This is a genomic window from Mucilaginibacter sp. FW306-07-L (assembly GCF_058782065.1).
Window position 1 is genome coordinate 2,284,040 of the sequence record NZ_JBYSXI010000001.1, and the last position, 23,498, is coordinate 2,307,537.

Here is a 23,498-nt window from a genome sequence, read left to right on the forward strand (position 1 = left end):
ATATTTTGTAATAGATTTGTTCTGATTATAACCTTTTATGACGCTTAACGACAAAGATTTTAGGATAGATGTAACCTCAGAAATTGGCAGCCTGCGTGCTGTATTAATTCACAGTCCGGATAGCGGACTGGGTAAAGTAGTGCCCTCTAAGGCGCAGGACTGGCTGTTTGAAGATATTGTACATTTAGATACGCTCCGTAAAAAGGAATACGATTATTATATAAAACTGCTGCTTTATTTTCTCGATCCGGATAAGATAAAGGGTAAACTTAATGAGGTTGATATTGACCGCTCATTTTTTAAACCCGACAATCAAGATTTCCACTCGTCCACCAAGGTACTTGAACTACAGGTGCTATTGAGCGATATTTTGCAGGAAACGGACATCCGCAAAAAGCTGGTGGCCGCTGTTTGCGCCATTGAGGGTTGCAGTTACCGTATGCAGTTAAAGTTGATTGATACCTACGCGGTACAACTGGCTAAAATATTTATCTCGGGCGCGCTGAATGATGACGAGATGATCTTCGCGCCGATACCCAACCTGATATTTTCGAGGGATATCGGCATCGCTATAAACAACCATATTTTATTGAATAAGCCTGCTAAAAAGGCCCGTTTCCGCGAAACCTTGCTGATGCGGTATATATTTTTCAATCATCCGCTATTCACTAAATTCCGTGACAACATTTTGGAGATACCGGAAACGGTACATCATTTTTTACGCCCCGGCGAGGATAATGAGCAGAAGACCACCCTTGAAGGTGGCGATGTAATGATGGTAAGCCCCGACCACCTGGTTATTGGCTGCAGCGAACGCACCTCAACCAGCGGCGCCGATGAAGCCATTAAACTCCTGTTTGAGCATAACGTAGTTAAAAAAGTAACCGTAGTTAAAATACCCAACAAGCGCGATTACATGCACATTGATACCGTTTTTACACAAGTAAGGCGTGATATGTGGGTAGTACTGCACTCCTTAGCAGTAGCCGATAAGATAGAGAAAGAGGCCGGCCCTGCTGCCTGGTTCGCTGATAAAAAAAGTAAGGAAAGAACCGAGATAGTACAATTCAGGCAAGGTAAAAAGCCTAAAACGTTTGATAATATTGAGGAATTATTGACCGACATTAGCCATAAAGACCTTGGCTATGACGGTGATGTAAAGTTTATTTATTCGGGTAATAACACCTTCCCATTTGATGCCCGTGAGCAATGGACAGACTCGTGCAACCTGCTGGCCGTAAAAGAGGGCGTGGTTTTGGGGTATGACCGTAATGATAAAACGGTAGAAGCATTCATCGATAAAGGATTTAACATAATCCCCGTAGCCGAACTGCTTCAGAAATTTGAAAACAATGAGCTAAACCCTGAAACACTTACAGACACGCTGATCCTGATACCGTCAGCAGAACTATCGCGTGCCCGCGGCGGTTTCCACTGTATGAGTATGCCGCTTTGGCGGGAGGCGATTAGGTAGTCGATAGTCAATAGACCATAGCCTTAAAACTATTTAATAATGAGACTACGTTCAATTGCTATCGGCTAAAATCTATCATCTATAAAATCACTATGGACTATGGTCTATAGACTATCAGCTAACAAATGCAAGCAACATCCAACATACTAATGATTCGCCCGGTGGCTTTTGGCTTTAACGAGCAAACGGCGGGGAGCAACGCTTTTCAAAACAAAAATGCTGAACAAACCGATGTGCAGCAAAAAGCCTTACAGGAGTTTGACGGCTTTGTACAGTTACTGCGTGATAACGGTGTAAATGTCATCATTGTAGATGACACCGCCGAACCGCATACGCCCGATTCTATATTCCCGAATAACTGGGTATCATTTCATGATGATGGCAGCGTATACCTGTACCCTATGCAGGCCGAAAACCGCAGGCTTGAACGGCGGGAAGACATTATCCGCGACTTGATGGATGATTTTAAGGTGGACCATATTACCGACCTGAGCCGCTTTGAGGCTAAGAACAAATTTTTAGAAGGCACCGGCAGCATGGTGCTTGACAGGGATAACAAATTAGCTTACGCCTGCATTTCGCCACGTACTGATGCAGAGGTGTTAGGTGCTTTTTGTGAGCAGGCCGGCTATAAACCGGTTTTATTTAACGCTTACGATGCCAATGGCCAGGCTATTTACCATACCAATGTATTAATGGCGGTGGCTACTAAATACGTGGTTATTTGCCTGGACTGCATACAGGAGGACGAGCAGTTGGAAGCAGTGATTGACACCATACAATCATCAGGCAAAGAGATCATCAACATTACGTTTGACCAAATGAACCATTTTGCCGGTAACATGCTTGAGGTGCATAACGAGGCGGGTGAAAGCCTTATTGTCATGTCGGCAAGCGCGTGGAATTCATTGGATGAGGAACAACGCGAAGTACTTTCAAGCTACAGTAAACCCGTATATGCTGATATCAGTACCATTGAAACCAATGGCGGCGGCAGCGCAAGGTGTATGATGGCCGAAGTGCATTTGCCGAGAAAATAACAAATTATAACTGTGGCGGCTTTTAGTCTTTACCTGTCATGCTAAGCCTGTCAAAGCATTAACTGCCTGGTTAAGCCTTCGCTCACACCCTTCGACAAGCTCAGGGTGACAGACCTTCTTTTTTACGAATATGTCATGCTGAGCCTGTCGAAGCATTAACCTCCTTCAAGCCCCCGCTCACACCATTCGATAGGTCAGGGTGACAGACCATCGCTATGCAACAACTATGGTAGCTTCACCTTATAAATTGTGTAAGGCAGCTCTGTTTTATCTTGACCATTGTTCCACTGCGGATCCCGGTTTAGTTGGGCGCACGAAAAATAGAGGTAACCGTCGGTACCTATGCCCATGGAGTCTGGCCAAATAATACGTGAATCCTGTACAAGCGTGTGCAGCTTACCATCAGGAGAAAGGTATTTGATGGTGTAATCTATTGAAGTGGTAAGATAGATATTACCCTTACGGTCAGCTAACAATCCGTGAGTAATACCTACAGCACCCACATCCTGAACTTTGGCCGATAATTCTTCGTCACTCAACTTGGCATCCGCTAAAAAGCGGGTTTCAATACGGTATAAATGTTCCTGATTTATCGGCTTAAAATAAAGGTATTTATTATCCTTGGTGATCGCGATGCCATTCACGTTCGAGCGGAAAGGCTTGCCCTCTTTATCGCGCATTTCAATGCCGTCGTATTTTAGTATCACGCTGGTATCCGCCAGTGTTGATGGCTGTTTTTTAAGTACCGTGCGTGTTTTACCGCTAATCAAGTCGAGCACCACGATGGCCGCCTGCCCGGGGTCTGACAGGTAACCTAATCCCTTTTCAGTATCTATCCTGATATCATTCAATCCTGAAACTGATTTGTCCAGGTCATCAAAGGTGTATACCTTGCTGACGCTGTTGGTTTTTAAATCAATTTTAACCAGTTTAAAATACCCCTGCACCGGCATACCACCATTGTTACCAAATATAGAACCGCCTGATGATGGCTTTGAATCAAGCACCCAAAGTTTATCATCGGTATCAATATACAAATCCTGCACATTTACAAAGCGGCCGTTATTGTCGCTTACAGCACTGTTCCAGGTGTCATCCGGAAAAGGCACTTCTCTCCCGTTCCTGATCTCCGCCAAACCGTGTTTGTAGTTGGCCCCGCGGTTAGGGAAAGACACGAAAAGGCGATTGGCTGATGATACCTTTACGCCGATTGGCCGCCTGTCGCCAAAAGTGGCTACAGGTATTAATTTATCGCTGTGAAATTTTTTATCCTGGGCTGCTGCATTGGTAACAAATGCCGCTGACAGTATAATTGATAATATTTTTTTCATAGATGCTCCTCTTATAATAATCAGCAAACACGGTGTAAATGTTTTATAAAATCATAAAAAGCGGCTTTTTAACTTATAAGGGCACTATTTGTGGCAGATAAACCCGGTTAACAACAAATTACATTCGGTACATAAATAGCTTTAATATTTTAGGAAAAATCCCATGAAAAAATTACATTTTTGGCAAAATTTTATAGCATGCAGAGTTACCAGGAATTTCTTGATCTAAGTGTGGGCTTTCCGCAGGAAGGTTTTGAAATAATTGAAGATGAATTATACTTTCACGACCTCAATTTGATGGAAATGGTTGAAACGTACGGTACGCCCCTGCGTTTTACCTATCTGCCTATCATCTCGAAAAAAGTGCAGCAGGCCAAATTGCTTTTTCAGCAAGCCATCATCAAAAACAACTACCGTGGCACTTACAAATATTGCTACTGTACCAAAAGTTCGCACTTTAAACACATTGTTGAAGAGGCGCTGAAAAACGAAATTCACCTTGAAACATCGTCAGCATTTGATATGCCGATGATTGATGCCCTTGAGAAAAAAGGCACCCTTACCAAGGATATCACCGTGATTTGCAACGGTTTTAAAACGTATCAATACAAGCAGTACATTGTTGATATGCTGCACGATGGGTTTAAAAACATCATCCCGGTACTGGATAACAAGGAAGAGTTCAACATTTACGATGATGAAATAGAACTCGACGAGCCTTGTAACCTGGGTATCCGTATAGCGTCTGAAGAGCAGCCAAATTCTCAGTTCTATACTTCGCGCCTGGGTGTGCGTATGGAGGATGTGATCGACTTTTATCATAATAAGATAGAGAAGAACCCGAATTTCAGGGTTAAGCTATTGCACTTCTTTATCAACTCCGGTATATCTGATACGCCGTATTACTGGAACGAGCTCGAAAAATACGTTACCCTGTATTGCAAATTCAAAAAGGTAAACCCCGACCTGGATACGCTGGACATTGGTGGCGGTATGCCTTTTAAGGATTCGCTGGTGTTTGATTTTGATTACGAATACATGATCAACGAGATCGTGAGCCGTATCAAAGAGATCTGCGCGATACATGATACCATTGAACCGGATATTATTACCGAATTTGGTAAATACACTGTTGCCGAAGCATCGGGCATATTATACAAAGTTATTGGCCGTAAACAACAAAACGACCGTGAAAAATGGCTGATGCTGGATGGTTCATTTATTACTAACCTGCCTGATGTTTGGGCATTGAACCAAAAATACATCCTGCTGCCTATTAACAACTGGGATGCCGAGTATGACCGCGTAAACCTGGGTGGTATTACCTGCGACGGACAGGATTATTATAACCAGGAAGCACACATGAACAGTGTGTACATGCCTAAAACCCGGAAGGTACAGTATCTGGGCTTTTTCAACACTGGTGCTTACCAGGAAGTATTGAGCGGTTATGGTGGCATACACCATTGCCTGCTGCCGTCGCCTAAACATGTTATTATTCGCCGCAACCGCGATGAAACTTTTAACTTTGAGGTGTTTGGCGAAGAGCAAAACAGCAAACAGGTATTGAAGATTTTAGGTTATACACCTTAATGGTCATTGGTCAATAGCGATTAGTGATTGATTTTACAGAAACTATACAAAGGGCGGAAAAGATTATTTTTTTCGCCCTTTTGTTTGTGGTATGCTGACTACTTTTACCCATGCCTATTGAACCATTTACAAATGACTAAAACAAAGCACATACCGCTGCACAAGCTTAACGATAAAACCAAAGCCGGTATAGAGGTACATTGCACAGAAGAAGCTGAAACGGCTAAACAGGGTAAGCAGTTAGGCATACACCGTGATGATCACTATATATTTTTTCTGATTGAAAAAGGTGAGGGCTCATTGATGGTTGATTTTAGTGAGATAAATATTATTGGGCAGGCATTGTATTATCTATTGCCCGGACAAGTACATCACATGTTAACCTCCTACAACGTAACCGGGTGGTTTATAGCTGCCGACACTTTACTTGTACCGGCTCACTATCGTGATGTGTTTGAAAATCAATTGGCTATACAACAACCCTATTTGTTGACAGATGAACAATACCAGCAACTTCTCTCTACCGTAAAACTGCTTCATCAGCAATTCAACAGCGATGCAAGCCAGCCGTTTTATGTGCAGTTATTACATTCGCTGCTTAACGTGTTTATAGGTTTGGTAGCCACAGGCTATTGCGAAAGTAAAGAAGCAACCGGAGCCACTAACCGCCCCTACCAGATCGCACAACAATTTAAAAAACTGTTAAAACAACATTACGTAAGTCAAAAAAGCCCTGCATGGTATGCCGGTCAACTAACCATCAGTGAATCATACCTGAACGAAGCCTTGAAAAAAGTTACCGGCCTATCTGTAACTTACTGGATAACGCATGAAGTTATGCTGGAGGCACGGCGATTATTATACTACAGCCAACTTAATGTGAAAGAGATAGCACACTCACTTGGTTATGATGACCACACTTACTTTTCGCGTATTTTTAAACGAAATACTAACCAAACGCCACTCACATTCAGGCAAGAGTACCGTAAATAGTCCAATAATTACCGTGGGCTGTCTATTTTTTCCGCGAGTTATGCAGCGTTATTTTGTGAACACAAAACATTTACAAAATGAGCACCTTACTACTATCCTGCATAAAAAAAAGAGCCACTAAAATCATAGAAAATCAATTTCTGAAAACCGGACAGGTACTAGAAACAAGAATATGGAATACTGATGACATTGTTGAAATAGATCTGCATCTGCCATTAGCCAACATGCAATGGAGCGAAGTACAACATATTAAGTGTAAAGTAGGTGATTTTACCTACCGAGATTACACACCCGCTGCCTGGGATGCCGAAACCCAAACCTGCACTTTATACATCGACGTTAATCATAATGGCCCTGGTGCCGTTTGGGCCAGGCAGCTAAATAAGGGAAATACCATTGAATACCTTGGCATTGCCACAACAAGGCACAGTCCGGTAAATACATCGGCCATTGTTTGCCTGGGTGATGAAAGTGCTATCGGTCACTTATTGTCTATTCAACAGTTAACCCAGCCAACTACACGATTTACCGGTGCGGTAGTGATAAGTGATAATGCCAACCATAAGCTATTTAATGAATATTTTAGAACGCCTTTACAACCCGTTGAACGCCATGATAGCTTTGGCCATCATTCATTGATAAAGTGGTTGTTGCAACAATCAGAAAATCTGGAGAATACCATTTTTTACCTGGCGGGTAATTCAACCATGGTAGCGCAATTACGCAAAACGCTGCGCAGCCAGGGCTATGGCTCAAGCCAGATCAAAGCACATGGGTTTTGGCAGTAGCCCTCTTCAGCCCTTAGATAAGGGAAATATGATTATTGTCATTTCGACCGAGGTACGAGGAGAAATCTGTCGCCTGATTATAAACGCATGCAGATTTCTCGCTATCGCATCGAAATGACAAATTAAGCAATCCTTAGTAACTAACTATCAAACTTATCCAACAACTTTAACAGCGTTTCAAAGTCTTTAGGATATGGGGCATTGATGGTAATATCTTCACCATTCATCAACTTAAAGGTTACTTCGTAAGCGTGCAGGGCAAAGCGTTTCATTATAGGTAGTTCTTCCTGATCTTTACCTAAATGATATTTGCGTTTTAGCTTGGATAGAAATACCGGCTGGCCTTTGTACATCTCGTCGCCTGCTATGGAGGCACGTTGTGTGGCCAGATGGATGCGGATCTGGTGCATACGGCCGGTTACAGGGCGACATTCAACCAGTGTATAATGCTTATAATATTTTAGCGAATTGAACCAGGTTTCCGCGGGTTTACCGTCCTGCCTGCTGATGGTAACACTGCCTTTGCCCACGTTCAATATCGGCAGGTCAATTTGCAGATCTTCAAACACATGCGTGCCATCAATAACCGCATGGTATACCTTTTTTATTTTACGGCGTTCAAACTGCATCGATACCCAACGGTAAGCTTCCGGATGCTTGGCGAATATCAGCGCGCCGGAGGTTTCCTTATCCAAACGGTGGCATATCTGCGCGTCATCGCTGTACGCCTTGGCCAGTCGCAGCATACTGATCTCACTGCTGCCTTCTCCCCGCTCGTCGAGCGAACTGATAAAAGGCGGCTTATTCACCACAATTATATCATCGTTTTCAAAAAGTATCTGGTCGGCAAACTTGGGTATCTTCATAACAGGGTGCAAAAGTACGGTTTTAAATGCAAAAGAGCCGCCCGCAGGCAGCTCTTTTACTATATGATGGAGTTATTATGCTTGTTTGAGCATCCGGCAGGTAAACGGTTTAATGCCTTAACATTATTTAACATTTACCGCCCGGCTAATTTACCCGGCAACCTCATCACCTTCCTTTGAATTCAGGAAAACGAATTGATTATCAAACATATCCAGTTTAATGGCACTATCCTTATCTACCTTACCGCCGAGTATCTGTTTTGAAAGCTCGTTCAGTATACGTTTCTGGATAACGCGTTTAAGCGGCCTTGCGCCAAATTGCGGATCGTAGCCCAGTTGTGCCAGCCAGTCAAGCGCCTCGTCGGTAGCATCAATGGTTATTCCCATCTCTGCCAGCGTTTGCTGTACCTGCCTGAACTGTAGTTTAACAATATCGCCTATCTCATCGCGTGTTAACGGTGTAAACATGATGATCTCATCGATCCGGTTCAAAAATTCCGGCCTGATGGTTACACGCAGCAAATCAAATAGTTGATTCTTGGTTTTAGCGATGATCTCTTCACGGTCATCATCCAGGTCGGTAAAGTTTTCCTGGATAATGTTTGAGCCGATGTTTGAGGTCATGATGATGATGGTATTCTTAAAGTTCACCACACGACCTTTGTTATCAGTCAAACGGCCATCATCCAGCACCTGTAACAATATGTTAAACACATCCGGATGCGCTTTTTCTATCTCATCCAGCAACACTACGCTGTATGGTTTGCGGCGTACGGCTTCAGTTAACTGTCCGCCTTCATCATAACCCACGTAGCCCGGAGGCGCTCCTATCAAACGTGATACGGCGTGGCGCTCCTGGTATTCACTCATATCAATACGTACCAGCGCGCTTTCATCGTTGAACAGGAACTCGGCTAACGCTTTTGCCAGCTCTGTTTTACCAACGCCGGTTGTACCTAAAAAGATGAACGACCCGATTGGCTTACGTTTATCCTGCAAACCGGCACGACTGCGGCGTATAGCATCGCTGATGGCTTCAATGGCTTCTTCCTGCCCTGCTACGCGTTTATGCAGTTCCTCTTCAAGGTGCAGCAGCTTTTCGCGCTCGCTTTGTATCATTTTTGAAACCGGGATGCCAGTCCAGCGGGAAACTACACCGGCAATATCGTCGGCAGTAACTTCCTCTTTCAGCATACGGCTGTCCACCTGCTGTTTTTGCAGTTCGATCTTCAGCTTTTCAACCTCATCCTGTGTTTCGCGGATGCGGCCGTAGCGTAACTCTGCCACCTTGCCGTAATCACCGGCACGCTCAGCCTGGTCAGCTTCCAGCTTAAAGTTCTCTATCTGTTCAACCTTTTGGTTGATGCTGTCTACCAGATCCTTCTCACTTTGCCACTTGGCACGGATAGAATCACGGTCGGCACTCAGGTTAGCGATCTCTTCGCTCAACTCGGCAACTTTCCGCTCATCTTTTTCACGTTTGATGGCTTCGCGCTCGATCTCCAACTGCATAATACGGCGTTCCAGTTCGTCAACCGCTTCCGGAACCGAGTCCATTTCAAGGCGCAGCTTACTTGCGGCCTCATCCATTAGGTCGATAGCCTTATCAGGCAAAAACCTGTCTGATATATAGCGTTGCGACATTTCAACCGCGGCGATAATAGCCTCATCCTTAATGTGTACCTTATGGTGCTGCTCATAACGTTCCTTTAATCCCCGAAGGATGGAAATCGCGTCCTGCGGATCAGGTTCGTCAACATTCACCTTTTGGAAACGGCGCTCAAGGGCTTTATCCTTTTCCACATATTTTTGGTATTCATTAAGCGTAGTTGCTCCAATCGCCATCAGTTCGCCACGGGCGAGGGCAGGTTTCAGGATATTGGCCGCGTCCATAGCGCCTTCGCCGCCGCCTGCGCCAACCAGCGTGTGGATCTCATCAATAAACAGGATGATCTCGCCATCGCTTTGTACCACCTCTTTTACTACCGCTTTAAGGCGTTCCTCAAACTCACCTTTGTATTTGGCACCGGCGACCAGCGCGCCCATATCTAATGAGTACACAGTTTTAGTTTTCAAACTTTCGGGCACGTCGCCTTTAATAATGCGAAAGGCAATCCCTTCGGCAATAGCGGTTTTACCCACACCGGGTTCACCCACCAGTACCGGGTTATTTTTGGTACGGCGAGATAAGATCTGTATCACGCGTCGTATCTCTTCGTCGCGGCCAATAACCGGGTCAAGTTTTCCTGATTCGGCGTACTCGTTAAGGTTGCGGGCGTATTTGTTGAGCGCGTTGTAAGTAGCCTCAGCATTTTGGTCGGTCACCTTGCTATCGCCACGCAAACTAACAATGGCCTTTTTAAGGTCCTTTTCGTTAACACCGGCATCCTTTAAGGCGTTAGCGGTTTTATCATTAGCTGCAAGTATACCGAGCAAAATATGCTCAACCGATACAAACTCATCCTTAAACTCCTTCAGGTATCCCTGTGCTTTTTGCAAAGCACTGTTGGCATCTGATGATAAATATATATTGCTGCCGCCCACCTTTGGGAACGAGGCGATCTGCTGATCAAGCACATTGCCCAACCTGTTCAGGTTAACGTTGAGTTTTTTTAGTAAGTAACTGATAACATTTTCATCTACCAGCAATAACGCTTTCAGCAAGTGCGCGTTTTCAATGGCTTGCTGCTGATTGCCTGCGGCAATGTCCGAAGCCTTTTGTACGGCTTCCTGGGCTTTGATTGTAAAGTTGTTAAAATTCATAGCAGTAACATCTATTCAAAATACTTACCAATTCGGCTTTCAAGTAAAAATGGCGGTCAAGGTGGTTTTAAACCGACTTTTTGTCGTAAAAACTATCAATATCAAATACAACAGCAGACAATTATTCAGGTTTTTAAGCTTGCGACTTGTGCAATATTTTTGTTACATTTGAACTGCTGACCATTTATTTATTATACAAGTTGAATTCTGATTTTGCAGGCACGATTACAACTAAAAGTCGTGCCGAGTTTCGTAACTATTACATGCGGCACAACTTGCGAAGTATCAGAAAGCTGTGCCTGATATTTTTCATACTCAACCTGCTTTTCAGAATCTTTCTTTCCATTGTTCCGGATGCTTTTACAAGGGCGCATAACTTCCCTGAGTTTAACCTGACCATCTGGATACATCTTGCGGTAACGCCAATCCTGTATTTTATTACCGACAAACTTTATAAAAACATTAATAAAACACGCAAGGCGACCAAGGGCACGACCGTCGCTATAATGGTCATATCCTTATACATCATTTGCAGTGGTATGGTGTCAAGTTTTATCGTAACGTATATCCCCAGCGATAACCTGATCGGTTTTATGGTTGCCTTAACCGTGGTAAGCGTGATTTGCGTTTTTGAGCTTGAACAAACCTTATTTATCACTTTGTTAACGGGCATCCTGTTCGCAATCATGCTGTTGGCACTTTCAAACAGCCATACCGAAATATTGTATAATGCGCTTATTTGCTCGGTATTGTTAACCGGATTTTTCTTTATATCGCGATATAACTATACCTATAAAGCCAATCATTTTTTGCAGTTGGTCGAGATCAATAAAAAGAACCGTGAAATTGAGCAGGCGAGCAATTTTAAAACCGAAGTGTTAGGCATGGTGGCGCATGATTTGCGTAACCCTATAGCGGCCATCGAATCATTAGCCATGCTGATGGAACTTGATACCAATGATAGCGATACGATCGAAAATATCAATATGGTAAAGCAATCATGCGAAAAGGCACGTAGTATTATTGATGATTTGTTAGAAACCGCACGTAATGAAAACACCGACGAAATAGCGGTTACCCGTACCGAAATGTGCAGCTTTTTACGACAATTAACTAACGGCTGGAACCATGCGGCAAGCATACCCAACCGGATTGTGTTTAATACAACTGCATGTGATATTTATACGGATATCAACGTGGATAAATTTCAAAGGGTGATTGATAACCTGATCAGTAACGCGGCCAAGTTTTCTAAAGACACGGATACCATTGACATTACACTAAAAGCCGATGCCACAGACCTGCAAATTGAAGTAAGGGATCACGGTGTTGGCATCCCCAACGAAATATTACCCCACATATTCGACCGTTTTTCAAACGCCCGCCGCAGCGGTTTACGTGGTGAGCAATCAACCGGGTTGGGGTTGAGCATTGTAAAGCAGATTATTGAAAAGCATCAGGGTACCATTGAGGTACAAAGCAAGGTTAACGAGGGCTCTGCTTTTGTGATAAAGCTACCCATAAACATTAATCAGTAGCTTGCGATTCGCCAAAAAAACGCTCGTTAAAATTAACCAGATATAGTTCCTCTGTCGCGCGGGTACACGCGGTATAAAACCATCGCAAAAAATCCATGTTAACCATTTCTTCGGTTAAAAATCCCTGGTCAACAAATACCGCCGGCCATTGGCCGCCTTGTGCCTTATGGCAGGTAACGGCATAAGCGAACTTTATTTGCAGGGCGTTATAGTATGGGTTCAGCTTTAGTTCTTCGTGCTGGGCACGCCTGCCGTGTATATGCACATAATCCTTCATTACCTCCAAGTAAAAACGTTTTTGGTCGATAGATTGCAGGGCCGGGGATTCAGAATACAGGGTATCAAGCAGCACCTTGCAATCAATTACCGGGTCTTCGGCATAGTCAATAAACTCCAGTTGCACGTTAGCAAAGCGAAAGCCATACATATCCTCAAAACCCCGCACCTTGCGGATTCGGGCGATATCGCCATTGGCAATAAAACCGGTGCTCCCCTCGTCCTGATCCTTTAACCAAAAGTAGTTATTCTTAACCACCATGATCTGGTCGCCGCCGGTAAGCTCTTCTTCGCGCCACAATATGCGGCCGCGGATCTGCCGATTATACAAGTTGGCGTTTTTGTTTGAGCGGCAAATAATCAGCGTACTTTCGTGCCCGTATTTTCCATAGGCATAGTTAAGCCCATCCTCCAACCTATCGCTCCCCATCCTGAAAACATCCTTATACCCTTTGGTTACGATGCGCGGCATACGCAAGTCCTCCAGGCGGATCATGTTACGCACGTTAGTAACATTGTATAAAATGCCGGAGTCCTTCTGCTGCCTGAGCACATCCGTAAGCTCGTAACTAAAAATAGTTAGCCCGTATTGCGCCCGCATCAGTTCCACATCAAGTGCCGGGCTTTCCATGGAGCCTACCGGGGGTAGCTGGGCGGTATCGCCTACCAGCATCAGCTTACAGTTGTTGGTGTTGTAAACGTATTTTACCAGGTCATTAAGCAGGGTTTCGCGGTTATTCCCGTTCAACTCATCCGATATCATCGAGGCTTCATCCACAATAAATATGGTATTGCTCGCCATATTATCGGCCAGGCTAAAGCTCTCATCAACATTTAAAGCTGATTTTTTACGGTAGATACGCTTATGTATAGTAAACGCCTTACGCCCCGAATAGCCGGTAATTACTTTTGCCGCACGTCCTGTAGGTGCAAGCAGCACATATTTATAATTATAGCTTCGCAAGGCTTTTACCAGCGCGCCTAATATGGTGGTTTTACCCGTACCGGCATATCCTTTAAGTATAAAGCATTCGTCACCATCATCGCTCAGTAAATAACGGTGCAAAACGCCAAACAGTTCTGATTGCTGGGCGGTAGGTTCATGCGGAAATGCTTTGCGGATATTTTCTGCTGACGACACGGCACAAATATAAAAACCCTGCGCGGGTTACCGGCAGGGTTGCATTAATGATTATTGAGGTTACGCTATAACGCGTATAATTCTTCGCGTTGTTTTTTAACTGCTTCGCTGTTAATGTATTCATCGTAGCTCATCAGTTTATCAATAGTACCGGCCGGTGTAATCTCAATAATGCGGTTGGCTACTGTTTCAACCAGTTCATGATCTCGTGAGGTGAACAGTACGGTGCCTCTAAAATCGCGCATACCATTGTTCAACGCGGTGATTGATTCCAGATCAAGGTGATTGGTTGGCTCATCAAACAACAGCACGTTGGCGTGTTGCAGCATCATGCGGCTAAACATGCAGCGCATTTTTTCACCACCAGACAGCACACTGCTTTTTTTCAACACTTCCTCGCCACTGAACAGCATGCGGCCCAGGAAACCACGGATAAACTGATCATCCTTTTCGCCCGGTGAATATTCACGCAGCCAGTCGATCAGGTTTTCGTTCTTACCTTCAAAGTACTCCGCGTTTTCAATAGGAATATCGGCAATGCTGATGGTTACTCCCCATTTAAACTCACCTGTAAAACCTGTATCGCGCCCGGTCAATACTTCATAAAAAGCGCTGGTAGCCAAACTGTTTTGCGACAGGATAGCGATTTTATCACCCTTGTTAACCATGAATGATATATCGTTAAACAGCACTTCGCCGTTAACCGTTTTGTCTAATTTATCAACCTGCAATATCTGGTCGCCCGCCTCACGGCCAAGGTTATTGAATATGATACCCGGATATTTACGGGTTGATGGCTGTATTTCGTCCAGATTGATCTTATCCAACGCTTTTTTACGGCTGGTTGCCTGTTTTGATTTTGACGCGTTGGCGCTGAATCGACGGATAAACTCCTGTAATTCCTTTACACGGTCTTCCAGTTTCTTATTCTGGTCAGACCGTTGTTTGGCCGCCAACTGGCTCGACTCGTACCAGAAGGTATAGTTACCCGTGTATATGGTCATTTTGCTGTAGTCAATATCTACCACGTGGGTACATACCGAATCCAGGAAGTGCCTGTCGTGCGATACTACCAAAACCGTGGCCTCATAACCTGCTAAAAAGTCTTCCAGCCAGCTTACGGTATTAATATCCAAATCGTTGGTAGGCTCATCCAGCAATAATATATCGGGGTTGCCAAACAGCGCCTGTGCCAATAACACACGTACCTTTTGCTTACCATCAAGCTCTTTCACCAGCTTGTAATGCAAATCTTCCCTGATGCCCAGGTTGCTTAATAAGGTGGCGGCATTGCTTTCGGCATTCCACCCATCCATTTCGGCAAAAAGGTTTTCAAGCTCACCGGCACGTTCGCCATCGGCATCGCTAAAATCTTCCTTTAGATAAATGGCATCCTTCTCCTTCATTACGGCATACATCTCCTTGTGGCCCATCAGCACCGTTTCAATCACCGAAAATTCGTCAAACTCATAGTGGTTCTGTTTTAAAACAGCCATACGTTCGCCGGGCGTAAAACTTACCGAACCCGTAGTTGGATCAACCTCTTTAGAAAGTATTTTTAAGAATGTTGATTTACCTGCACCGTTAGCCCCTATTATACCATAACAGTTGCCGCGGGTAAACTTCAGGTTTACATCCTCAAACAATGTACGTTTACCGTACCGTAAAGTTAAATTTGATACTGTGATCATTCTGCACCTTTATTTGGCGCAAAAATACGGTTAATTAATTCAACTTAAAAGTTATTGCACAAATGGTGCAACTATTGGCCATAGCCGCCGTATTAATCCTTAAAAAACAGCATGGTTGCTTATTTACGCTTTGTTGAAACAAATATTAACAAAGCACGCTGTTACCACACACATATATAATGAGGGATGACGTTTACAAAATTGTAGCCGACCATAACATGGCCGGCTTTTGGGATTTCGACATCCGCAACGGCAAATGGCACATCAGCGAATCATTTATCAGGATACTTGGCTACGGGGTTAACCCGCAGGAAGCCATACCGGATAGCTGGCAAGAATTGGTTATTATTGAAGATCTTGATATAGTATGCCGGCACATTAACCTGAATATTGAATACGGCAACCGCCAGCCTTTTGATATTACCCCGCGTTTCAGGCATCGCAATGGCAGTATACGCTGGATAAACTGCAAGGGAAACGTGGTGGAATGGGATGAGTATAATAATCCCCTGCGCCTGGTAAGCATTAATGTAGATGTTACCCGCCATATTTTAGCTGAGCAGGAATTAACCAACAATAAAGACCTGGTTAATAAAACTAACCTCAGCATAAAATTAGGCGGCTGGGAGATAGATGTTGTACACCAAAAATTAGCGTGGACGCAGGTTACCAAGCAACTGTACGGTGTGGATATTGATTATAAGCCCGCCTTTGATGATCTATACCGTTTTTATAAACCGGGCAAACATCAGCACATGATGAATGAGGCTTTTGAAAAGATCATTGAAACGGGCGAATCATTTGATGTGGAAACCATAATGATCACGGCGCAGGGGCACGAAAAATGGATACGTATTATTGCTCACGCTGAATTTGATAACGGCCGCTGTACAAAAGTTTACGGAACGCTGCAGGATATCAATGACCAGGTATCGGTAAGGCACCATCTTAAAAACAGTGAAGACAGGTTTGAAAGCGCTTTCGAGAACTCACCGATCGGTATGGCGCTGGTATCGCCCGAGGGCCAATGGCTCAAGGTGAACAAGGCGTTAGCGCAAAGCCTTGATTATACACCGGAAGAATTTTCCAAACTTACCTTTCAACAAATAACTTATCCGGATGACCTGAATGCTGACCTTGAACTGCTCCAGAAACTTGTAAATGCCGAAATACCTAATTATGAGATGGAAAAGCGTTACATCCATAAAAACGGCAACATAGTTTGGGCATTACTTAGCGTATCATTGGTTCGCGATAATGAGGGGATGCCTTTACACTTTGTTTCGCATGTGTATGATATTACTGAAAAGAAATTACAGGATGAGCAGATACAGGAAACACTGGATATTGTAGGTGAACAAAATAACAGGCTGCTAAACTTCGCCTACATTGTATCGCACAACCTGCGCACGCATTCGGGCAATTTTCAGTCGCTTATTGAGCTCGTTAACGACCCGAATACGGATGCTGAAGAACGGCAGTTGTACCTTACCTTTTTAGGCAATGTATCAAAGCAACTTAATGAAACCATACTCAACCTGAACGATGTGGTATCTATACAGGCTAACCGCCATCTTCAAAAAGCAACCTTGAACCTGAATGACTATATTATAAAAACAATAGATACCCTTACTCCTGACATCCATAAAAACCAGGTTTTAATTAAAAATAAGGTTGCCGCTGATACGGAGATAGATTTCCACCCGGCCTACCTTGAAAGTGTGCTGCTCAATTTTTTTACTAACGGCATTAAATACCGCAGTAACGACAGGCAGCCTGTTATTACAATTACTTTTGAAAAACTAAAGGATAAAAAGCTTTTAACCATTAGCGATAATGGCATCGGTATCGATTTGAAGAAGTACGGAAGCGACCTGTTCGGTATGTATAAAACTTTTCATGGCAATCATGATGCAAGAGGCATCGGGCTGTTTATCACCAAAAACCAAATAGAAGCGATGGGCGGCAAAGTAGAGGTCGACAGCCAGCAAGGAGCAGGCACAACTTTCCGGATATATTTACCCTGAATGTGGAGATTTGAGATCAATGGCTAAATCCCAACTTTTCTCAAATGGGGATATAATTCATCATTAATTATCATATAAATGATGTGTTAATGACCATTTAAAGACAAACTACCAAACTAAAACCCAATTTACAGCGTTAATATCCATATTATAAACCTACTTACTAATACTAAATTATAAACCTACTTACTAATACTAAATAGATTTGGAACAAGCTTTGACCTATATAAGTGAATTAGTTTAACAATTAACATCAAAGGTTATGGTAACGCTGATAATAGGATTGATATTCATCAACATACTGTTGGTAGTATCACGCAAATCAACCTCTCACAGAGAGTTGTATTAATCAACCAATTATGAAAATAAGGCTGTTAAAGCGGCTGTTTCGTGGTCGGCCAGATTTTGTAACGGGCCTGATGCAAACATTTTCATCATCATATTAAGCTCGGCAGTAATGGTATACAGCACGCTGGTATACCCTGCCTCCTGCGCAAGCAGCCATTTAAAATTAACTTTAAATGGTGGCTCATCTACGGCTGTAATAATAATCTCAGAATTCTCGGTGCGATAGTCTGCCACCAGGCGCAGGTTAGCCATGTTTTGTATGCTAAAGCTAATTTCATCGGCAGTTGAGCGCCAATCCTGTATATGCGGTGGCATTAATTGCTGGTGATTGTTCAGGTCACTTAAAAATGTAAACAACTCGCCAACCGGCCTTTCAATATGTACTACGCTTTCAAAAATGGTCATGCAATTAAAATATTAATCCTGTCCCCAGGTTTCAGGGCTGGTGCGCCATTGTTTTAGCAGTTCAACGTCAGCAGGTAATATATACTGATGCTCTTCGGCATACTTTAAAAGTGCGCCATAGTTGGAGAGGGTGAAGAACGGACAGCGTGCTTCCTTAAAATTTTCGGTAGCAACATCAAACCCGTAGCTGAATATAGCGGCAAGGCCGGCAACATCAAACTCAGCTTCGCGTAAGGCATCAACAGCTTGCAGGCTGCTTTTACCGGTTGATATCAGATCCTCAATTACGACAACCCTTGTACCGGTAAGCACATCGCCTTCTATCAGGTTACCGCGGCCATGCTCTTTGGCTTTAGCCCTAACGTAAATAAATGGTAAACCTAACTCCTGAGCTACTAAAGCACCTTGCGGAATGCCGGCCGTTGCTACACCCGCTATACAACCAACAGCACCAAATTCTTCCTGAATAAGGGCTGAAAGCCTTTGCCTGATATAGGTACGGATGGACGGATGCGACAGTGTAATACGATTATCACAATAAATTGGCGATTTCCAGCCCGACGCCCATGTAAAAGGTTTGTTAGGTTGTAATTTAATTGCTTTAATTTGCAACAGAAATTCAGCTACCTGTTGTTCCGTCTCAGTATAATTAAACATGGCCCAAAAATACAGAATTTATATTAACGAAAAGGTTATTCTGATAACAGAAAAAGCCCCCGATAATGCAGAGAACCATCAATTAATTGACGGTCAAACCTTTAATCTTAAAACTATCTATCCAAAGATACTTAAATACAACATAAGCCGGTTTTATGTGATATGTGAGGATGCCAGGGTTTTTATTAAGGAGGTTGAAAAAAGCCTGACCATGATAGAAGCTGCCGGCGGGCTGGTTAAAAACGAAGAGGGGAACTACCTTTTCATCTATCGTAATGATAAGTGGGACCTGCCTAAAGGCAAGCTTGAAAAAGATGAAAGCCGCAAGGAAGGCGCGGTACGCGAGGTAGAGGAAGAATGCGGCATTACCGTTAGTAAACTGGGCGACAAGATTTGCAAAACCTACCACGTTTATACCATTAAACGCCAGGTGGTTTTAAAGAAAACGCATTGGTATGCCATGAAACACAAGGGCAACGAAAAGCTGAAACCTCAAAAAGAAGAAGGCATTACTGATGTACGCTGGTTTAAAAAGGGCCAGATAGATCCTATTTTGCAAAACACCTTTCCATCTATTGTTGATGTACTGGTAAAAACAAAGCTGATTAAAGAAAGGCCAGTGCTTCCTTAGGGATAAACTGGCTTATATCTCCCCCATGGCGCAGCACATCGCGCACTATGGTTGAGCTGATGGCCGAGTAGCCGGGCTTGCTTACTATAAATATGCTCTCAATATCCGGGGCAAGCGTATGGTTCATCTGGGCGATGCCTTTCTCGTATTCAAAATCGGATACGGTGCGTATGCCCCTGATCATGTAGTTGGCATCAATGCTGCGGCAAAAATCAACCGTTAGGCCTTCGTACGCGATGATGTGGATCTTGGGTTCATCATCAAAAACAGACCTTAACATCTCCTGCCGTTTTTCAATACTCAAAAAGCTTTGCTTGCTGCTGTTTACACCTATGCCGATGTAAACCTTATCAAACAACCCTACCGAGCGCTTAACAATATCAACATGGGCTTTAGTTACAGGATCAAAAGAACCGGGAAACAAGGCGATATTCATGGTAGTAAAGATGATAAAAAAATGCGAAACGGGTTATTGAAAAAGCATTTAAGGCCAAGTATGATATTAACTTTATATATTTGGCTTTTTGCAACCGGTATACTAAAATATATATGACTAATTATACAGGCGGCCTGAGCGACAAGTACGAGTTGGTAGTAGGTTTAGAGGTACATGCCCAGCTATCTACCCAAAGTAAAATGTTCTCTGCCGATTCAGCAGCCTTTGGTGCCGAGCCTAACCATCACATCAGCATGGTATCATTAGGCCACCCGGGTACACTGCCCTTTACCAACAAAACAGCGGTTGAATATGCCGTTAAACTGGGGCTGGCCTGCAATTGCGCTATTAATAAAAATAACTCCTTTGCTCGCAAAAACTATTTTTATGCCGATTTGCCCAAAGGTTACCAAATATCACAAGACCAGGCACCTATTTGCCTTGGTGGCCATGTAACCGTAAAGCTTGCCAACGGATCAGTAAAGAACGTAGCGCTTCACCATATCCACATGGAAGAGGATGCAGGCAAAAGCTCGCATGACGGGCACCACACCGATTCACTTATTGACCTTAACCGCGCGGGCGTTCCGCTTTTGGAAATTGTAACCCAACCCGATCTGCGCAGTGCCGAAGAAGCCGGTCAGTTTTTAACTGAAGTTCGCCGATTGCTGCGTTACCTTAATATATGCGACGGTAATATGGAAGAAGGCAGTATGCGCTGCGATGCCAATATATCTGTACGCTTGTATGGCCAAAGGGAATATGGCAACCGTTGCGAGGTAAAAAACTTAAATTCGATACGTAATGTGCAGCGGGCTATTGAGCATGAGTATGCACGCCAGGTACGTGTAATTGAAGCCGGCGGCCATATCGATCAAAATACCCTGAACTTTGATGCTGATACCGGCGAAACATCGGTGTTACGCAGTAAGGAAATGGCGAATGATTACCGCTACTTTCCTGAACCAGACCTGCAACCGCTGGTACTAACCGAGGATTACGTAGAACAAATACGCGCGCGACTCCCTGCCCTGCCCCAGCAATTATATCAAAAATATACTGCAGAACTTAGCCTGAGCGATTATGATGCCGGTGTACTCACCGCCGACCATGATGTGGCTTTATTTTTTGAGGAATTAATTAAGAAAACCACCAACTATAAGGCAGCCGCGCACTGGCTGATGGGTCCGGTAAAATCATATCTGAACGAAAAAGGACACACCATAAGTACCTTAACCATTACGCCCGAACATGTGGCCGGTATTATCGGGTTAATTGAGCAAAATAAGATCAATAATACCGTTGCGGCTCATAAACTGTTCCCAGCCCTGCTTGAGCACCCCACAAAAAGCGCCGCTGAACTGGCGCAGGAACTCAACCTGCTGATTTCGGCTGATGGCGATGAGGTAGAGGAATTTATCAGCAAGGCCCTCGCTAAATATCCTGATAAGGTAAAAGAATATCACAAGGGCAAAAAAGGTGTTGTTGGTTTATTTATGGGCGAGGTAATGAAACTATCAAAAGGCAAGATCGATCCTCAAAAAACCAATCAGTTATTATTAAAACAATTAGAAGCAAGTAAATGAATTTCCGTTTAACAAAATATACCCTCATTGCAGGCACACTCTTCCTGTTTGCCTGTAACAATAAGGATTCATCCTCATTCACCGTAACCGGAGAATTGAAGAACCCCGGCGATGCCAAACAGGTACAGCTTTTACAAATGGACAGTACCGAGCTGCGCCCGGTAGATTCCGCCACCATACAGGATGGAAAATTTGCGCTAAAGGGTATTTCTCCTTATGCCGCTTTCTATCGTTTAAAAATAGGCGAAAACGAGTATGACCTGATCGCTAAAAACGGCGAGGAGATCACGTTTAAAAATGGCGACACCAAAAACACTTACGAGATCAAGGGTTCTGATGAGTCGGACAAGCTAAAGAAGTTTCACCAAAAAACAGGTGTTTTTTCGGAGCGCAACACCAAACTGTCTGAGGAATTTGAAACAAAATCGCAGGCATTGGGCAAACAGTCTGATTCATTACTGAACGTTTACCGCCCGGCTTTCCTTAAAAATCTGGCCGAATATAACAAGGCAGCTATGGCTTTCGCTAATGACAATAAAAGCTCGTTGGCCGGTTTTTATGCCGCAACCTCTGTTGATCCGCGTACTTATGAGCAACAACTGATAGCTTATGCCGAAGACATTAAAGACAAGTTTAAGGACAACCCTATCGTACAACGCTTTGTTACCCAGATGATCGCCATTAAGCCCGTGTCAGTTGGCCAAAAAGCGCAGGACTTCACCATACCGGGTATCGATGGCAAGAACATCAGCCTGGCTGATTATAAGGGCAAATATGTAATGTTAGATTTTTGGGCATCATGGTGTGTACCCTGTCGCCAGGAAAACCCAAACGTGGTTAAGCAATTTAACCTGTATAAAGCAAAGGGCTTAAACATACTCGGCATTTCACTTGATGATGACAAGGCTAAATGGCAGGCCGCCATTAAAGCGGATGGTTTAACCTGGAACCATGCCTCAAACCTGAGAGGCTTTGAAGGGCCGGTTGAACGCATGTACCAGATAGCGGCCATCCCTTCAAATTTTATTATTGACCCACAGGGTGTTATCATTGCCAAAAACATTACCGGTGTTCAACTTGAAGAATTTTTAAAGAAAACTTTCAGCAAGCCTCAATAAAATGTTAAACTAAAGTAACGCTTAACAATTAATTAATATTAGTTTAACTATTTACTTCAATTAAGCGTATACTTTTATACCAAAAATTTAACCTGATGAGCTACGCTACAAAACAGAAAATTCTTATTGTTGATGACGAACCTGATATATTAGAGCTGATAGAATATAATCTGAAAAAAGAAGGTTACCAGGTATTTTTGGCACACAATGGCCAGGAGGCTGTTACCGAGGCTAAAAGAACCCTGCCCGACCTGATCGTACTTGATATTATGATGCCTAAAATGGATGGCATCGAGGCTTGCCGCATTATGCGCACCATGCCTGAGTTTAAAAACACCTTTATGGTTTTTTTAACCGCCCGCAGCGAGGAATACTCTGAAATTGCCGGTTTTAATGTTGGCGCTGATGATTACATTGCCAAGCCCATTAAGCCACGCGCCCTGGTAAGCCGTATTAACGCTATTTTACGCCGCAACGCCCCTACTGAAGAAGTGGTGGACAACAAGCTGGAAATTGAAGACCTGGTGATTGACCGTGAAGCTTACCTGGTATTTAAAAACGGCGAAAAAGTTGTGCTTGCTAAAAAGGAGTTTGAATTGCTTTACCTGCTGGCCTCTAAACCCGGCAAGGTTTACACCCGCGAGGTGATCCTGAAAAACATTTGGGAGGATTCGGTAATTGTAACCAACCGTACTATTGATGTGCATATACGTAAACTGCGCGAAAAACTGGGCGAAGAGTATATCTCAACCGTAAAGGGCGTAGGCTACAAATTCGGAGCATAATACTCGATTTA

Annotated in this window: 19 protein-coding genes; 11 read left to right on the forward strand and 8 right to left on the reverse strand. The window is 43.6% G+C overall.

Going from position 1 to position 23,498, the window contains the following annotated elements; genetic code table 11:
- Positions 1-37 precede the first annotated feature (37 nt).
- Positions 38-1,474, forward strand: coding sequence for an arginine deiminase family protein (locus AC3WJC_RS09895; protein WP_492398920.1), 1,437 nt, complete (start codon positions 38-40; stop codon positions 1,472-1,474).
- 125 nt (positions 1,475-1,599) lie between these two features.
- Positions 1,600-2,514 carry a citrulline utilization hydrolase CtlX gene (gene ctlX, locus AC3WJC_RS09900; protein WP_492398921.1) on the forward strand — a complete coding sequence of 305 codons (915 nt, stop codon included), beginning with the start codon at positions 1,600-1,602 and terminating at the stop codon, positions 2,512-2,514.
- Between the two features lie 224 nt (positions 2,515-2,738).
- Here ctlX and AC3WJC_RS09905 read toward each other — a convergent pair whose 3' ends face one another.
- Positions 2,739-3,845, reverse strand: a complete 1,107-nt coding sequence (locus tag AC3WJC_RS09905) for an SMP-30/gluconolactonase/LRE family protein (RefSeq protein WP_492398922.1) — start codon at positions 3,843-3,845, stop codon at positions 2,739-2,741.
- A gap of 198 nt (positions 3,846-4,043) precedes the next feature.
- Between AC3WJC_RS09905 and AC3WJC_RS09910 the strand changes: the two genes are divergently transcribed.
- The 3 genes from AC3WJC_RS09910 to AC3WJC_RS09920 all read left to right on the forward strand — a co-directional run bounded on the left by AC3WJC_RS09910 (position 4,044) and on the right by AC3WJC_RS09920 (position 7,219).
- Entirely contained in the window at positions 4,044-5,438 is a 1,395-nt protein-coding gene (locus AC3WJC_RS09910) for an arginine decarboxylase (protein WP_492398923.1), read from the forward strand.
- 132 nt (positions 5,439-5,570) lie between these two features.
- Positions 5,571-6,431 (forward strand): helix-turn-helix domain-containing protein, encoded by an 861-nt coding sequence (locus AC3WJC_RS09915; protein WP_492398924.1) that lies wholly within the window; start codon positions 5,571-5,573, stop codon positions 6,429-6,431.
- Between the two features lie 77 nt (positions 6,432-6,508).
- On the forward strand, positions 6,509-7,219 hold the full coding sequence (locus AC3WJC_RS09920; RefSeq protein WP_492398925.1) for an SIP domain-containing protein: 711 nt from the start codon (positions 6,509-6,511) through the stop codon (positions 7,217-7,219).
- Between the two features lie 140 nt (positions 7,220-7,359).
- On the opposite strand, the gene AC3WJC_RS09925 is transcribed toward AC3WJC_RS09920, so the two are convergent.
- Positions 7,360-8,085, reverse strand: a complete 726-nt coding sequence (locus tag AC3WJC_RS09925; RefSeq protein WP_492398926.1) for an RluA family pseudouridine synthase — start codon at positions 8,083-8,085, stop codon at positions 7,360-7,362.
- A gap of 150 nt (positions 8,086-8,235) precedes the next feature.
- The gene (gene clpB, locus AC3WJC_RS09930) at positions 8,236-10,848 is read right to left on the reverse strand and encodes an ATP-dependent chaperone ClpB (RefSeq protein WP_492398927.1); all 2,613 of its coding nucleotides are present in this window, start codon (positions 10,846-10,848) and stop codon (positions 8,236-8,238) included.
- A 275-nt stretch (positions 10,849-11,123) separates the two neighbouring features.
- Between clpB and AC3WJC_RS09935 the strand changes: the two genes are divergently transcribed.
- Entirely contained in the window at positions 11,124-12,386 is a 1,263-nt protein-coding gene (locus AC3WJC_RS09935; RefSeq protein ID WP_492398928.1) for a sensor histidine kinase, read from the forward strand.
- On the opposite strand, the gene AC3WJC_RS09940 is transcribed toward AC3WJC_RS09935, so the two are convergent.
- Complete coding sequence (locus tag AC3WJC_RS09940) at positions 12,376-13,803, reverse strand: ATP-dependent DNA helicase (protein ID WP_492398929.1); 1,428 nt, start codon at positions 13,801-13,803, stop codon at positions 12,376-12,378. The two genes, AC3WJC_RS09935 and AC3WJC_RS09940, sit on opposite strands and share 11 nt — an antisense overlap.
- A 65-nt stretch (positions 13,804-13,868) precedes the next feature.
- Positions 13,869-15,494, reverse strand: a complete 1,626-nt coding sequence (locus AC3WJC_RS09945) for an ABC-F family ATP-binding cassette domain-containing protein (protein WP_492398930.1) — start codon at positions 15,492-15,494, stop codon at positions 13,869-13,871.
- 179 nt (positions 15,495-15,673) lie between these two features.
- Here AC3WJC_RS09945 and AC3WJC_RS09950 point away from each other — a divergent pair, with 179 nt between their 5' ends.
- Positions 15,674-17,521 (forward strand): PAS domain-containing sensor histidine kinase, encoded by a 1,848-nt coding sequence (locus AC3WJC_RS09950; protein WP_492398931.1) that lies wholly within the window; start codon positions 15,674-15,676, stop codon positions 17,519-17,521.
- 357 nt (positions 17,522-17,878) lie between these two features.
- Here AC3WJC_RS09950 and AC3WJC_RS09955 read toward each other — a convergent pair whose 3' ends face one another.
- Entirely contained in the window at positions 17,879-18,274 is a 396-nt protein-coding gene (locus tag AC3WJC_RS09955; RefSeq protein WP_492398932.1) for an SRPBCC family protein, read from the reverse strand.
- 12 nt (positions 18,275-18,286) lie between these two features.
- Positions 18,287-18,931: an orotate phosphoribosyltransferase gene (gene pyrE / locus AC3WJC_RS09960; protein WP_492398933.1), complete on the reverse strand. Its 645-nt coding sequence runs from the start codon at positions 18,929-18,931 to the stop codon at positions 18,287-18,289.
- Here pyrE and AC3WJC_RS09965 point away from each other — a divergent pair.
- The gene (locus tag AC3WJC_RS09965; RefSeq protein WP_492398934.1) at positions 18,930-19,562 is read left to right on the forward strand and encodes an NUDIX hydrolase; all 633 of its coding nucleotides are present in this window, start codon (positions 18,930-18,932) and stop codon (positions 19,560-19,562) included. The two genes, pyrE and AC3WJC_RS09965, sit on opposite strands and share 2 nt — an antisense overlap.
- On the opposite strand, the gene coaD is transcribed toward AC3WJC_RS09965, so the two are convergent.
- Positions 19,537-19,998 (reverse strand): pantetheine-phosphate adenylyltransferase, encoded by a 462-nt coding sequence (coaD, locus tag AC3WJC_RS09970; RefSeq protein WP_492398935.1) that lies wholly within the window; start codon positions 19,996-19,998, stop codon positions 19,537-19,539. The two genes, AC3WJC_RS09965 and coaD, sit on opposite strands and share 26 nt — an antisense overlap.
- A 113-nt stretch (positions 19,999-20,111) precedes the next feature.
- Here coaD and gatB point away from each other — a divergent pair, with 113 nt between their 5' ends.
- The 3 genes from gatB to AC3WJC_RS09985 all read left to right on the forward strand — a co-directional run bounded on the left by gatB (position 20,112) and on the right by AC3WJC_RS09985 (position 23,487).
- Positions 20,112-21,584, forward strand: coding sequence for an Asp-tRNA(Asn)/Glu-tRNA(Gln) amidotransferase subunit GatB (gatB, locus tag AC3WJC_RS09975; protein WP_492398936.1), 1,473 nt, complete (start codon positions 20,112-20,114; stop codon positions 21,582-21,584).
- On the forward strand, positions 21,581-22,702 hold the full coding sequence (locus AC3WJC_RS09980; RefSeq protein ID WP_492398937.1) for a redoxin domain-containing protein: 1,122 nt from the start codon (positions 21,581-21,583) through the stop codon (positions 22,700-22,702). The genes gatB and AC3WJC_RS09980 overlap by 4 nt, the downstream gene beginning before the upstream one ends.
- Before the next feature lie 95 nt (positions 22,703-22,797).
- Complete coding sequence (locus AC3WJC_RS09985) at positions 22,798-23,487, forward strand: response regulator transcription factor (RefSeq protein ID WP_492398938.1); 690 nt, start codon at positions 22,798-22,800, stop codon at positions 23,485-23,487.
- Positions 23,488-23,498 lie beyond the last annotated feature (11 nt).

Coding starts and splice junctions, on each gene's coding strand:
- AC3WJC_RS09895 (WP_492398920.1), top strand. CDS start 38: ATGACGCTTAACGACAAAGATTTTAGGATAGATGTAACCTCAGAAATT.
- ctlX (WP_492398921.1), top strand. CDS start 1,600: ATGCAAGCAACATCCAACATACTAATGATTCGCCCGGTGGCTTTTGGC.
- AC3WJC_RS09905 (WP_492398922.1), bottom strand. CDS start 3,845: ATGAAAAAAATATTATCAATTATACTGTCAGCGGCATTTGTTACCAAT.
- AC3WJC_RS09910 (WP_492398923.1), top strand. CDS start 4,044: ATGCAGAGTTACCAGGAATTTCTTGATCTAAGTGTGGGCTTTCCGCAG.
- AC3WJC_RS09915 (WP_492398924.1), top strand. CDS start 5,571: ATGACTAAAACAAAGCACATACCGCTGCACAAGCTTAACGATAAAACC.
- AC3WJC_RS09920 (WP_492398925.1), top strand. CDS start 6,509: ATGAGCACCTTACTACTATCCTGCATAAAAAAAAGAGCCACTAAAATC.
- AC3WJC_RS09925 (WP_492398926.1), bottom strand. CDS start 8,085: ATGAAGATACCCAAGTTTGCCGACCAGATACTTTTTGAAAACGATGAT.
- clpB (WP_492398927.1), bottom strand. CDS start 10,848: ATGAATTTTAACAACTTTACAATCAAAGCCCAGGAAGCCGTACAAAAG.
- AC3WJC_RS09945 (WP_492398930.1), bottom strand. CDS start 15,494: ATGATCACAGTATCAAATTTAACTTTACGGTACGGTAAACGTACATTG.
- AC3WJC_RS09950 (WP_492398931.1), top strand. CDS start 15,674: ATGAGGGATGACGTTTACAAAATTGTAGCCGACCATAACATGGCCGGC.
- AC3WJC_RS09955 (WP_492398932.1), bottom strand. CDS start 18,274: ATGACCATTTTTGAAAGCGTAGTACATATTGAAAGGCCGGTTGGCGAG.
- AC3WJC_RS09965 (WP_492398934.1), top strand. CDS start 18,930: ATGGCCCAAAAATACAGAATTTATATTAACGAAAAGGTTATTCTGATA.
- pyrE (WP_492398933.1), bottom strand. CDS start 18,931: ATGTTTAATTATACTGAGACGGAACAACAGGTAGCTGAATTTCTGTTG.
- coaD (WP_492398935.1), bottom strand. CDS start 19,998: ATGAATATCGCCTTGTTTCCCGGTTCTTTTGATCCTGTAACTAAAGCC.
- gatB (WP_492398936.1), top strand. CDS start 20,112: ATGACTAATTATACAGGCGGCCTGAGCGACAAGTACGAGTTGGTAGTA.
- AC3WJC_RS09980 (WP_492398937.1), top strand. CDS start 21,581: ATGAATTTCCGTTTAACAAAATATACCCTCATTGCAGGCACACTCTTC.
- AC3WJC_RS09985 (WP_492398938.1), top strand. CDS start 22,798: ATGAGCTACGCTACAAAACAGAAAATTCTTATTGTTGATGACGAACCT.